We start from the raw sequence: 13,450 nt of genomic DNA on the forward strand, positions 1-13,450 counted from the left end.
CCCTTTGCTGCTACGAATGGATAATAGATTCGTCTTGTTCCTTTAGTAAGTCTACATTAGATTTTGTATCTTTTACGTTTTTGTTTAGTGCTTTTATATAAGTAGAAATAAGCGTTTGAATTTCTTCTTCGCGCGCTGCCCATTTCTCTGTAGTATCAAGGCTGTTTTTTCCAAGGTCAGGCATTTTGCTAATGGATAAATTTCCAATCGCTGTGCTGACTGCTTCAAGCTTTTTGATAACATCAGCGTGATCAAGCTTAATTGTCATGAAAACAGCCCCCTTCTAATTTCACTAATCTTGTTTTCTACTGCGTCGTAGGCTTCTTCACCTTTAGCTAATAAAGAATCCGCTTCTCCAATAGCGGCGTTCAAGCCGCTCAAAGCTCCTTTTTCAGCTTCTAGCGCCCATATCTTTGTTTCAATTTCACGAATGTATCCATCGTAATCACCGTCTAAAATGCCTTTTATGTTGTCGTAGGCTGCCGTACGTTTTTCGTCAAAATCATCCGATAACGTACCCGTCCATTTGTCTCCCAGCTCAGGCTTTTTGATGTGTTCAATTTCTTTTAATGAAACAGCTTGTTCATGCTCAATTTTACTTTTAGCTGTTCTTAGCTTAGAGATCTTTCCTTCTACATCTGAGACTCTTCCAGATACTTCACCCAGCAGTCCGTCTAATACGCTTCCTAACCCCATATCGTTCCTCCTGTTCCGCACATTTCGAGTTTAATCCAATAATTATAAGTATAAAATTTGTCTCATTATAGCTAAATAGGAAAAAACTCTCTTTTTCATGCTTCTAGTTTCATGAATTGAGATAAAAATGGAAAATAAGAGAAAAAAGACTCATGTCTAAATACGTTATCCAACCATATACCGTTATCTAAAACAAAGAATAAGTAGAATAAAACCATTCCTTTGTACCCATACCCGTTTTCTCCCATAAATTAAAGCTTTTTGCGTAAAAAGACTAATCTACGTTTCACTTTTTTACACAGCAAAAAACCTCTGCACATTCTGCAGAGGTTTTGTTTTATACTTGAACCGGCGTTGGTTCTTCAGCTGTTTGTTCGTGCTGCACAAGTCCGTAGTTTTCCCACGCCCGGCTTTTCCAGCGAAAAAACATAATAACTGCGCGCGTCCATTCATCGGCTGCAATGGCAAGCCAAATGCCAGCGAGCCCCATGTCTAAATGAAAAACGAAGAAATAACCAAGCGGCAAGCTCATCATGACCATCGACATCGCACCAATCAACACCGGATATTTGGCATCTCCCGCTGCCCGCAGCGAGTTAATCAGCACAATGTTCATCGTTCTTCCCGTTTCAAGCACAATGCTCAGAAGCAGCACCGTCGCCCCAAGCTCAATGATATGCGGATTGTCTGTAAACACGCTGATCAGCTGTGTTCTGAATGTCATCACAAGAACAACCATCATCATCGTTACGGCACTGGCCCATTTGACGCTTTTCCATACGCGGTGGTACGCCTCATCTTTTTCGTTTCCGCCTACTAAACGGCCGACAATAATCGCTGTACCCATTCCAATCGCAATGGCAAATAAGTAAATGAACATCGAAATATTCATCGCGTACTGTCTCGCAGCGAGTGATTCTGCTCCTAGGTAGGTTGCATAGTATAAAAAGACAATTTGACAGCCTTGATACATCACTTGTTCAAAAGCCGACGGAATACCGATTTTTAAAATTTTACCGATATATTCTTTTGAAAGCGTAATGTAGTATTGAAATTTCACTCTATATTCCATCACTTGATACAGCAGCCAAAAGAACACAATAAGGGCAACGAATCGGCTGAACGCAGATGAAATCGCTGCTCCTTGCACGCCCATTTCCGGAAAGCCGAACTTCCCGAAGATTAAAGCATAGTTTCCTGCAATATGAAAAATGTTCATTCCAAGTGAAACAAACATTGCCTGCTTTGTAAAGCCATGTACGCGAATAATCGCTGCAAGAGAGTTAATAATCGCTTGAAGAAAAATAGCTCCTCCAACGATGGATAAATAGCTTTGTGCATACATCAGCACGTCACCTTGTAAGTTCATCGCTTCCATCATATGCCTTGAAAACAAAAGAAAACCCGCGCTAATGACTAGCCCGACTCCTAAATTTAACGTAACGGCCAAAGCAGAAATCTTTGACGCTTCCATATACCGTTTTGATCCTAAATACTGAGAGACAACAATTGCCGCCCCGTTACCAATGACCTCTAACACCAAAATGGCAATGTGAAGGTATTGATTGGCTGCTCCGACTCCTGATACGGCATCATCCGACAGCGCACTTAGCATAAAGGTATCAGCAATCCCCATTAACATAAAAAGAAACACTTCTAAAAAGATCGGCCACGTTAAGAAAAACAAATTCAGCTTTTCTTTTGGCCCTTTTTTTGTTTCGACCGCGGTCATCCCATCACCTTCTTTACCGATATCCAATTTCAAACAAGAAGTATCTTACCACACATTTCCTTTGTATACATCCCCTTTTTAGCACATTTTTTATTTTATTTATTTAGGCATAAAAAAAGCCGCTCCCTTGAAGAAAGCGGCTTTTTTCGCTATTAAATTGAAATTTTCACTTCTGCGTTCATACCTGGAAGAACTTTATCTGATGCATCATCAATTGAAATTTTCACCGGTACTTTTTGCGTTACTTTTGTATAGTTCCCTGTATTTTGAGCAGGAAGCATAGAAGACACTGAGTTTGTTGCGCGGCCGATTGCTTCCACATGGCCTTTAAAGACTTTACCTGAATCTCCATCCACTGTAATGTCGACGCTGTCTCCCTCTTCTAAGTCACCTAGGTCTGTTTCTTTAATGTTTGCATTGATATAGATTTTAGATAAATCAGCTGTTTGTGCTAACACATCGCCAGCTTTTACTAATTGATTTTGAGATGCGTTGTTTTTAATAATTGTTCCGTCAATCATAGACGTTACGTCTGTTGATTTGTCGGCTTCTTTTAAGCTTCCAACAGAGTCACCTTGAGAAACGCTATCTCCTTCTTTTACATTCCATTCGCTTAACTGACCGTTAGCTGAAGCCATAACTTGTGAAAGCGGTGCTTCTACCTGCGCTTCATCGGTTTTAACATAATTTGCTTTTTCGTAGAAATAATATCCACCAAAGCCTACTAGTAATAAAATCACAATGATTCCAACAATGTTAGTAACCAATAAACGACTTTTACTCATAGGAATTCCTTCTTTCTATAGTTAGTATATTATACAGATGTTTCTTCTGTTTGAGGTGCCGGCAGCATTTTTCTTTCTTCTTGCGGCTCGGCTTTTTCTTGCACCTCTTCTTTTTGAACAAGAATTCTATTTTTACCGCTCCACGCTTTACTTAGTGAAGCAATGAGCATGATTACGCCTAAAATACCAAGCATGAAAAATAAGTTGTGATACGCATGTAAAATCGACGCTTTTTTAGCGCCTGCTACAACAGCCGTCACAGCCGATGTTTTTGCATCCGCTTGACTCATTCCCATACCCATATAGCGTTTAATCATTTCAGACAGCTGCAGCTTCACCTGGGGATCTACTGAGCTAATTTGACCTCGAAAATCTTCATAATAAATCGCGTTTTGTCGAACAACAAACCATCCTATTACAGGTGCTATAATGGCTCCTAGTAAATTTCGAATGGAGTGCAGTGAAATCGAACGCATGGAAGCTTGATGTAAATCTCCGGCTAGTGCCGCTCCTAGCGCGCCAGATACCAGTGCCATACTAACACCCATACCAAAGAGCATAATGTGAATATACAAGCTCACTAGTGATGTATCAGCTGATACGTTCACCCAGCTAAATCCCACAATGACAATAAGAAGTGATCCAATCGCTCCAAGGTAGCCTGGGCCAAACTTGTCATACAAGAATGTCGTCGCAAATGCTGAAATCAGTACCCCAATAAAGAAGTACAAATAAAAATAAGAAAGCGTGGTGTACGATGCATTTTGCACATTTTGCATGACGCCATTAATACCTGCAATGGCTAAAATATACGCCATATGACCGCCAATTGCCATAATTGTACCTGCAACTGGTTTTACGGCTAGCAGCGATTTTAATGGTACTAGCGGATTTTCAGCCGCTAAATCAACTAAGACAAAAATGACAACTAATCCTGCTGCAGCTAGTAAGAACGGCCACACTTGAATAGAAGCAAATCCTTCATATCTTAGTTCATACAGTGGATAGACTAATAAAATCATAATAAGACTAAGAATAAAGATACTTTTCTTATCGACTGGTCGATCTTCTTGCTGAGTTGGATCATGAGCAGGCAATACCTTATACCCAATAAACAGACAGACAAGAGAAGCTATTATTCCTAAAACAAAAACCCAGCGCCAATTATCCATGCTAAGAGATACAGCGCCTAAAAAGGCTCCAATTGCTGTTGAACCGAAGAGTCCGCCGATCGCTAACACTAAAAAGAAGTTTCGGATTTTATTCGGAAACGAAATCAGCGCAGCTGGAATAATGGTTAAAAACAACATTCCTGAGCTTAAGCCTTGAATCAGACGACCAAGGGATAAAAATGCCACATTTTCGGAAAAAACGTTGATAATCGAACCTGCTAAGAAGACTAAAACGAACGTTAAGTATGCTTTACGCACGCCATATTTTTTCGTCAGCATCGGACCAATTGGTACCCCAAGTCCAAATGCCAAATTAGAAATAATAGATGGCAATAGTAAGCTTTGTGTACTCGCATCAAATCGATTTTGAATCAATACTTGATTGACCGTGTAAGATAAATTCAAAAAATACTGAGGGCCAATCGAAAATAGCGTTAAAATCGCCATAATTAAGTATTTAGGTACGCTTAAACCTTGTTTGTCGGAGGCTACTGCTGGATTATTCTGACTCATATTTATTCCTCCTTTTATTAAATTCTTTTCATATGACTAACAATTCCTTACATATTTTATCGCACAAGTTGTATCATACAAGTTATAGCAGCACTACATATTATACATCTTTTAAAGAAGAAATCAACTTCTTTGTTTCAACTTAAAAAGACTATTTTTCAATAGCCTTTTTGTTTATCTATATGTATTCGCTTTAACATCCATTGCTGCGCCATTTTTTAAAATTATGATTCAAGCGGGATAAGCTTTTTTCCAGTACTAAAATCTCTTCTTCCGACCAATCTTCTAACACTTCAGCATAGGCCTGTTTACGCTTGCTTTGTACATGCTGCAAAATATCTCTTCCTGAATCCGTCATTTCAATTAAACTAATCCGCCCATTTTCTGGACTTGGAAAGCGGCGAACAAACTGTTTAGTCTCAAGCGCAGATACTTGCCGGCTAGCTGTAGATAAGCTCAGTTTTAAATTTTCAGCTAATGCATTAATCCCGAGCGGACTGCGCTGATCTAGCTCGCTTAACAGTAAATATTCAGACCGGTCCAAGCTTCCAAGCTTGGGACTGTGCGTCGTTGTTAGACGAACAAGCAGCGCAATTTCGTGCTCAATGGTTTGCAGCGAGTCTCGCTTCACCTCTGTCTCCCCCTTTATCTCCTAGAACATTCTGTACTTTTCGATATGTTTACTATACCGCAACCGTTCGCGTGAACCAACCTTTTTTCCGTTTTTCTTCTATTATATAGAAAGAAACCATAGATGGGGTACATTTAATTCTAACATCACGGGACAGTGGTCGCTTCCCATTACATGCGGATGAATAGCAGCTTCTTGAATCACGTCTTTGATTCTCTCTGATACGATAAAATAATCAATGCGCCATCCGATATTTCGTTCTCGCACTTTGTTCATATACGACCACCACGTATAGGCTCCTTCTTCATTTGAATATAAATAGCGGAATGTATCAAGAAATCCGCTAGCAAGAAGCGTCGTCATTTTCCCTCTCTCTTCTATTGTAAAACCAGAATTTCCTCGGTTTGGCTTTGGATTACGCAAATCAATCTCTGCGTGTGCTACGTTTAAGTCTCCGCATAAAATCACTGCTTTGCGGCTATTTAATTTTTTTAAGTACACGAGCAGATCATCTTCCCATTGAAGCCTTTCTTCAAGCCTTGCTAAGTCTCTTTTAGAATTTGGCGTATACACATTTACTAAATAGCATTGTTCAAACTCAAGCGTGATAATACGCCCTTCGTCTTCTGATTCTTTATCCACACCGTATGAAACGGATAAAGGCTTTTGCTTTGTAAAAACTGCCGTTCCGGAATAGCCTTTTTTCACGGCATAATTCCAGTACTGATAATATCCTTCTAGCTGCAAATCAATTTGTCCTTCCTGCAGCTTCGTCTCTTGAATACAAAATACATCCGCATCCACTTCTTGAAAATAATCTAAAAATCCTTTTCGCACACACGCGCGAATGCCATTTACGTTCCACGAAATCAACTTCATAAACTGTCCACGTTCTCCTCACTTGATTTATGTATCAGTGTTTAGTTTAGACAATTTTTTGCATGAGTTCAAATAATTTAAAGGGTACCCTTCTTTTTAAGGTATTCCTGATATTTCTTCTTATTTTATTTTCTGTACCTCAAACACTAGATACAAGAGGTGAAACATAATGTCAACAAACCACGCGTATGAAAATAACGAAGAAATTTCTACTGTTTCTAAAAAAGAAGAGCACCCTACTAAAGAATGCGAAACACAGAATCAAACGGCGCTTACTAAAGAAGATTTTTCTTTAAATGATTCTGCCATTAAGCACTTTAGCAGGTAATTCATAAAAATAAAAACCCGTTAACTGGTAGCAAGACTTGCTGTCTCAAGCTCTTGCTTCTTGCTATCCATTTCTTAAAAATAAGGTGGTCGTATGCTAAAAACCATTCAAATGATAGAAGCCATAAAAAAACATTCTATGCCTTTTGCTGATGTCGATGACTTACTGCCGCTCATTAACACAGCAAGCCGCGCTCAATACGTACTTCTCGGAGAAGCATCTCACGGCACATCTGAATTTTACGAAATTCGAGCAGCTATTACGAAAGAATTAATTCAGCATCATGATTTCTCCTTTATAGCAGTGGAAGGAGACTGGCCTTCGTGTTTTGAAGTTAATCGCTATATTAAAGGATATACAACTCAGTACGCGAATGCCGAAGATGTCTTAAAATCTTTTAGCCGCTGGCCCTCATGGATGTGGGCTAATCAAGAAATCAAAGAATTAATTGAATGGCTTCGGGATTATAACAACAACTTACCAGCACATCAGCCCAAAGTAGGTTTTTACGGCTTAGATGTATACAGCCTGTGGGAATCGATGGAAGCTATTATTGAGTACTTAGAAAACAACCACGCTTCTGATGCAAAGAAAGCGAAAAAAGCCTTTGAATGCTTTGAACCTTTTCATCGTGAAGCACAGATGTACGGAATCTCTTCTGCTCTTTACGGAAAAAACTGCATGGTAGAGATCTTAGAGCTTTTACAAACCATTCAGCAAAAGAAAGATACCTATACTCATGAGCCTGAAGCTGCGCTTAGTATGCAGGTAAATGCGCTGGTAGCAAGCAATGCTGAAGCTTATTATCATACGATGATTACCAATGACAATGAATCGTGGAATATTCGCGATCGTCATATGGTAGAAGCTTTAAAATATATTCAAGCTTACTACAAAGATAGCGCTAAAGGCATTGTATGGGAGCATAACACTCACATCGGAGATGCAAGAGCAACGGACATGAAAAGCAGCGGCATGGTGAATGTAGGTCAGCTTACCCGTGAAGAATACGGACCGAAGCATGTTTACGCCGTCGGATTCGGAACTCATCACGGCACGGTCATTGCTTCTGATAGCTGGGGTAATCCTCAGCAGGAGTTAACCGTTCCTCCAGCTATAGAAGGAAGCTGGGAAGATACCATTCACCGAGCAGGTGCTTTTGATCAATACCTCATGTTCACAGAGGAAAACCGAACATTTTTTCATTCAACGATAGGCCACCGCGCCATTGGTGTTGTATATGACCCAGAGATTGAACAATACGGAAATTATGTTCCTTCTCGCTTGTCAAAACGATATGATGCTTTTGTTTATGTAGAAAAAACACACGCATTATCGCCACTCATCTTTTAATTAAATAAGCGGACTTCCAACGAAGTCCGCTTATTTTTATTGCAAAAAGCTACGAATGGTATCGGTCACCAGTGCATGATCTTCTTCTTGTGACATGCCTGATACGGTGATGCTTCCAATTACACCGACGTTTTTAACCGAAATTGGAAATGACCCGCCTACCGCTTCGAATTCCTGAGGGTTCGCTGCATAAAACTGCGCGTAAGAACGATCTTTTAACTCGCAGTACAGCTTCATATAATACGAGCTGTGATGATGGCGAAGAACGGTATTTGATTTTCGTTTAATCCATTCTTCATGATCCGGAATCGCCCCTTCCATCGCATGATGAAAAAGTGTTTGACCATTTCGTTTAATATTTACTGTAACGAATTTTCCCTTACTTTTTGCTTCATTAATAATTGCTGTTCCGATCTGTAAAGCCTGGTCATTTGTAAATTGGTGAAAGATCAGTTCTTTTTCTTGTTGAACTACTTTTTCAAGCAGCGTCTCTGCCGAATGATTACTCACTGTTTCTCGCTCCTTAGTTAAAATAAACCGCTCGTTTTTCTTTGCTGCTTTCAAATGCCGCTTCAATAACTTTAACCACGTCACGAGCTTCTTCTGCTGAAACCGGAAGCTCTTCTCCTCGAAGCAAGCTGTCCGCTATTTTTTGATAATACGTCACATAAGAACCATGCAGCGTTTGAATTTCTTTCGTTTCGCCTTCGCCAGTTGTCAGCTTCCCATAGTGTTCAGGGCTGTCGGCTCCCCACGTATCGTCCACAGGCTTCTTGCCGGCTCTTAGCATATCTTCTTGGCCGTCAATGCCGTATTTGATATAGCTTGCTTTTGTTCCGTGAACTTGAAAGCGCGGCCCGTTGCTTGGCACAATAGCACTTGAATGCAAAATAACGCGAAGAGAACCGTATCCAAGCACTACGTGGAAGTAATCATCCGTGCATGCATGATCTCGCTGCCCAAACACATCAGCTTGAACAAAGTCAGGCATTCCAAAAAGATGTAAAGCTTGGTCAATTAAATGAGATCCTAAATCGTAAAGCGCTCCTGAACCAGGTCCTTCATTCTCTCTCCAGCGGTCTCGAACAGCTGGACGATAGCGGTCAAAATGAGCTTCATACATTTTAACGTCGCCTATCTTTCCTTCTTCAATCAGCTGCTTTACCGTCAAATAATCATTATCCCATCTGCGGTTATGATAGACGCTTAGTTGAACACCTTGTTCTTTTGCTAATTGAATTAATTCATTTGCTTCTTTTTCCGATACGACCATCGGCTTTTCAACAATTACATGCTTACCTGCGCGTAGTGCGTCTTTCACCATTTCATAGTGCATGCCGCTAGGCGTTGTAATAATAACTAAATCAACGCTGTCATCTTCTAGAAGTTCAGATAAAGTACTCACTACTTCAACGTCTTCTAAGTCACTCTTCACCTTTTCAGGATTTGAACTCATTACTTTTGAAATATGAAATTCGTCTAACACGCTTAAAAGCGGCGTGTGAAACACTGTTGCTGAAAATCCGTATCCTACTAATCCTACTTTTATTTTTTTCATCGTTTTTCCTCTCCTTTATCAAAATCTGTTACCATAAGCTGCACTTGATTTTGCTCTATTTTTTCTTTTACATCCGCTTCTGGCGCTTTATTTGTAATTAGGATATCAATGTCGCTCATATCACATACTCGATGTAAAAATTCACGTTCAAACTTCGTATGATCCGCAAGCATAATCACTTGTCTTGCGCATTGAATCATTTGTCTTTTTAAAAACGCTTCTTCTTCACTTGGAGATGTAATACCATCTGCACCAACGCCGCACGTACCTAAAAACAGCTGATCTACTTTGTATTCCTGCAACGTAGAAATCGTTCTTGGCCCGGTGACGTTACGGTTTTTCCCGTTAAACTTGCCCGGCAGCAAAAACGTATCACACGCTGTATATTGATCGAGCAAATCCACATTATCAATGGAATTTGTAATAACGGTTACATGCTTTACATCCATATACTTTGCCATCAGCGCGATGGTCGAAGACGTATCTAAAAGCACGTCATACCCCTCCGACATTAACGCAGCTGCTTCTTTAGCAATTTGTTCTTTCGCTTTGGTAGGCGTTCGCTCACTGTAATCGATGATATGACTTGACGATAGCGTCGCTCCGCCTTTGACTCTCATAACCTCACCGTGTTCTTCAAGCTTGACTAAATCACGCCTCGCCGTATCTTTTGAAACGGTGAACATATCGCAAATTTCGTCTAATGTAATCGTGCGGTGTGTGTGAAGGTATTCAATAATCGCACTCATGCGCTGCTCTTGATACACCCGAATACCCTCCTTTTTTACTTTGATATGAACTAATTGTAGCGCAAAGAAAAGTTAAAAACCAGTAAAAAACTTAAAATAATTAAGTTTTTTTCGTTTTTAAATTAAATTATAAAAGTACACGAACGTCTTTTGGAAATAACTATCTTATTTTGGATAATACTTCTTTTATATCTGATACCCTTTCACGCTTTTCACTAATCTCTTATAGATCAGACTTCTAGCAAACGTATATGCAAAAAAAGCAGGAATCGTAAAGATTCCCGCTTTTTCGTTACATCTTATGTTCAAGCGCCTTGAAGTTTTCTTGAAATTGCGCTAAGCGAACAAGTCCTTCTTCACGAAGGCGTTTGTTTTCTTCTTCGATTGCTTTTGTTTCCTGCATTCCTTTCATAATAATATTCCACGTTTGCTCCATCGTTTCTACTTTTACGCTAGGGGCACCGGACATTTTGGCAATTTTAACGCTTTGCTGTGAAATGTTTTCTGCATTGCGAATGAGCAGCTCATTTGTGCGTTTGTCTAATTCGTTCATAGACTCCGCTACTAAATTTTGACGTTTTGCTGCGATTGCGTTAATAAGTCCATTTTTAAAAATAGGAATCGTTGTAATAAACGCAGAATTGATTTTGCCGATCAGCTTTGTATTTCCTCGCTGCAGCATACGGATTTGAGGAGCGGATTGATAAGATACTTGTTTTGCCATTTCTAAATCATATAATCGCTGCTCCATCAGCTCAACCGCATTTTTTAAGGTTTGAAGCTCCATTGCCGCCAGCTGATTTCCACTCGACGCTCTTTCTTCAAGCACCTTTAGCTCTTGTTTTAACTCTTCTACTTTTACTTCGCCCGCTACAATGTATTTTTCAAGCTCCATATAATACTGATAGTTTTGCTCGTAAAGCTGTTCAAGCGTCGTGGTTGAATGCTTCATTTCAATTTCATATTTTGTAATCTCTACATATACTTTATCAATTTCAGAGCCCATTGTTTCATATTTTTGAAACAGCTTGTCTACTATTTTTTGACCGCGTTTAAAAAGCTTAGAGAAAAACCCTTTATCTTCAACAAAATCCTTTGCATCGAATTTGTCCATAATCTTTCCAAGCTGCTTTAATAATTGACTTGACTCTTCCATGCTAGACGATTTAATTGTACTAAGCACTTTTCCGGAAAACGAGGAAATTTCATTGGCTGTTTCTTTCCCATACTCAAGTAGAGCCAACTGATTTTTATAATCAATTTGTTCTGCTAAGCGACGTACTTCCGGCTCATCTCGCAGTTTTGCTTTTACTTCATTAGGCTTTGTTTCTAAAACTTCTTCGGCTTCGTTTACATCTAAAGGCTGTAATTCGTTTGTTGCCATTTAAAAACCCTTCTTTCTTTAAAAGATTCGTTTTAACCATTTTTGAATGAGCGACGGCTCTTTGAATTCTTCATTAAAGCTAATATCTTCTAGCCAATGTATATCGAAATATTTTTCTTCGACAAACGCTTCTATATCTATTTGACCGGTCGGATTAAAAAGAACAATATCAACGCCAAATTCATTTAACAGAAGCAGTAAAGCTGCATCTTCACGCGTAAACGTTTCATGTTCATTTCCGTGATAAATAATGAGCCGAGGGACGTGCTGCGTATAATCAAATTTTTGAAGCATGCGAAGCAAGTTGTTCGGAAGCTTCAAAGACTGATTAAACAAATACATTTGATGCTGATACGCATCTTCATGATCCAACCGAAGGAGCTTTGAATGTGCACAGTATCTGGAAATGGCTGCAGCTAGCCCTTGCTGAAGCCCGATAGGCAGTTCTTTATAGCGCCACCAGTTGCTTTCAATCATTTTATCAGGACTGAGCGTCCCATCACTTCCGAGAGCGCCTTGGTAGTGAAAGTGATTATTTCCTTCTATTTTTTTGACAAAAGGAACAGAATCAACAGTCAGAGCTAACTCATTTTCTGTTTGCATGAGCTCATGCACTTTACTCCAGTACTCTTTTCGGTTTTTAGAAATGCCAAGCACTTTTGAAAACAGAACCGGCACGTGTACATATGGCTTTGACACTTCAAAATTAGGACGAATAAACGCCCGTTCTCTCATTAATAAAAAAATCTCATCATAAGTCGTTTTAAGAGTAACTGCAGTTGGAAAATACGAACGAAATTGCCACGGTTTATACAGCATGGACTCCTCTGAATGAAGCACTTGCTCAATTTCTTGAGAAGCTCGAAATGCTACCGTACCTTTTCGAACCGGTTTATCCATTGGAAAAGGAAAAAGTGAGCTAGTAGAAGGAAACGTATAAACCGTTGTTAAATGTTGGTTCTTATCTACTTCTTTTAAATTATCCTTTCCCTCTGGATGAAAGGTAAGGACGTCAAAACCTAGTAAAATTAAATAATAGAGAAAATACTGCTCGCTTTTATTCGCATCTCCATACCACATGATGCGAGGCGCGTGCTCAGGAAATGCTTTATCGACCATCCAAGGTTTTACATGATTCCACTGCCACTTTATTAAATCGATTAATACACGTTGAAAATGTCCGTCCATAAAGCCCTCTGCATGTTGTTCTTTAAAACACGTTAAGGTTTCAATAAATTTTTCGCGTACTCTTCTATGTATAGCGGGATTTTCTGACTTCACGATCAGCTTTTTTCCTTCTAAAAAAGCAAATAGCCGATTGACAGAAAGGCCGCGCTCTTCTTGATTAATTTTAAGGATCGTTTGTACTTCTTTTAATCTATCATTAGAAATGGACTTATCAAGCTTATCTTGCAAGACAATAATTGATGGTGATGAATGTGCAAGTTCATAAAGAAAAGCTGCGTACTCGTCCGCATCAAGATGAGTGCCTAAATATCTGCCTGCCACTTGTTTATAGGTAGTTTGCTGCTCATTTTGTATAAAGTCACCTCGCAGAGAAACATCTTTAGAAAAAAGAGAAGTTCCATCCTGCTCGTTAAGATTAATCATATGAGGATCAATTAATTTACTCACACCTTACAGCTCCTTTCTTTTCAGACATATACATG

At 39.5% G+C, this 13,450-nt stretch carries 14 protein-coding genes; 2 read left to right on the forward strand and 12 right to left on the reverse strand.

What is annotated here, in order from left to right; genetic code table 11:
* Positions 1-10: 10 nt before the first annotated feature.
* From POF52_RS21370 to POF52_RS21400, 7 genes are all read right to left on the reverse strand, one after another.
* Positions 11-268, reverse strand: a complete 258-nt coding sequence (locus POF52_RS21370) for a YwqI/YxiC family protein (RefSeq protein ID WP_045291795.1) — start codon at positions 266-268, stop codon at positions 11-13.
* Complete coding sequence (locus POF52_RS21375) at positions 265-696, reverse strand: YwqH-like family protein (RefSeq protein ID WP_034651415.1); 432 nt, start codon at positions 694-696, stop codon at positions 265-267. Before POF52_RS21375 ends, POF52_RS21370 begins: the two co-directional genes overlap by 4 nt.
* Positions 697-1,033: 337 nt before the next feature.
* On the reverse strand, positions 1,034-2,428 hold the full coding sequence (locus POF52_RS21380) for an MATE family efflux transporter (protein ID WP_034651412.1): 1,395 nt from the start codon (positions 2,426-2,428) through the stop codon (positions 1,034-1,036).
* A 152-nt stretch (positions 2,429-2,580) separates the two neighbouring features.
* Positions 2,581-3,213 carry an HlyD family secretion protein gene (locus POF52_RS21385; RefSeq protein WP_074896633.1) on the reverse strand — a complete coding sequence of 211 codons (633 nt, stop codon included), beginning with the start codon at positions 3,211-3,213 and terminating at the stop codon, positions 2,581-2,583.
* Between the two features lie 29 nt (positions 3,214-3,242).
* Positions 3,243-4,898, reverse strand: coding sequence for an MFS transporter (locus tag POF52_RS21390; protein ID WP_271994706.1), 1,656 nt, complete (start codon positions 4,896-4,898; stop codon positions 3,243-3,245).
* A 193-nt stretch (positions 4,899-5,091) separates the two neighbouring features.
* Positions 5,092-5,529, reverse strand: coding sequence for a MarR family winged helix-turn-helix transcriptional regulator (locus POF52_RS21395; RefSeq protein ID WP_013083479.1), 438 nt, complete (start codon positions 5,527-5,529; stop codon positions 5,092-5,094).
* 102 nt (positions 5,530-5,631) lie between these two features.
* Complete coding sequence (locus POF52_RS21400; protein WP_271994708.1) at positions 5,632-6,408, reverse strand: exodeoxyribonuclease III; 777 nt, start codon at positions 6,406-6,408, stop codon at positions 5,632-5,634.
* Between the two features lie 169 nt (positions 6,409-6,577).
* Between POF52_RS21400 and POF52_RS21405 the strand changes: the two genes are divergently transcribed.
* Together POF52_RS21405 and POF52_RS21410 are read left to right on the forward strand one after the other, a co-directional pair.
* Positions 6,578-6,736, forward strand: a complete 159-nt coding sequence (locus tag POF52_RS21405) for a hypothetical protein (protein ID WP_271994710.1) — start codon at positions 6,578-6,580, stop codon at positions 6,734-6,736.
* 93 nt (positions 6,737-6,829) lie between these two features.
* The gene (locus POF52_RS21410) at positions 6,830-8,089 is read left to right on the forward strand and encodes an erythromycin esterase family protein (RefSeq protein ID WP_271994712.1); all 1,260 of its coding nucleotides are present in this window, start codon (positions 6,830-6,832) and stop codon (positions 8,087-8,089) included.
* A gap of 36 nt (positions 8,090-8,125) precedes the next feature.
* Here the strand turns inward: POF52_RS21410 and POF52_RS21415 are convergent, their stop codons facing one another.
* From POF52_RS21415 to POF52_RS21435, 5 genes are all read right to left on the reverse strand, one after another.
* Positions 8,126-8,599 (reverse strand): heme-degrading domain-containing protein, encoded by a 474-nt coding sequence (locus POF52_RS21415; protein ID WP_271994714.1) that lies wholly within the window; start codon positions 8,597-8,599, stop codon positions 8,126-8,128.
* 13 nt (positions 8,600-8,612) lie between these two features.
* A complete protein-coding gene (locus POF52_RS21420; protein WP_271994716.1) occupies positions 8,613-9,647 on the reverse strand; it encodes an oxidoreductase in 1,035 nt (344 codons plus the stop codon).
* Positions 9,644-10,414, reverse strand: a complete 771-nt coding sequence (locus tag POF52_RS21425) for a DeoR/GlpR family DNA-binding transcription regulator (protein ID WP_271994717.1) — start codon at positions 10,412-10,414, stop codon at positions 9,644-9,646. The genes POF52_RS21420 and POF52_RS21425 overlap by 4 nt, the downstream gene beginning before the upstream one ends.
* Positions 10,415-10,688: 274 nt before the next feature.
* Positions 10,689-11,780, reverse strand: a complete 1,092-nt coding sequence (locus tag POF52_RS21430) for a toxic anion resistance protein (protein ID WP_271994719.1) — start codon at positions 11,778-11,780, stop codon at positions 10,689-10,691.
* A gap of 18 nt (positions 11,781-11,798) precedes the next feature.
* Positions 11,799-13,415 (reverse strand): YceG family protein, encoded by a 1,617-nt coding sequence (locus POF52_RS21435; RefSeq protein ID WP_271994721.1) that lies wholly within the window; start codon positions 13,413-13,415, stop codon positions 11,799-11,801.
* Between the last annotated feature and the right edge of the window lie 35 nt (positions 13,416-13,450).

This window comes from Priestia sp. AB, assembly GCF_028369225.1.
In the GTDB taxonomy this organism is placed as follows: Bacteria; Bacillota; Bacilli; order Bacillales; family Bacillaceae_H; genus Priestia; species Priestia megaterium.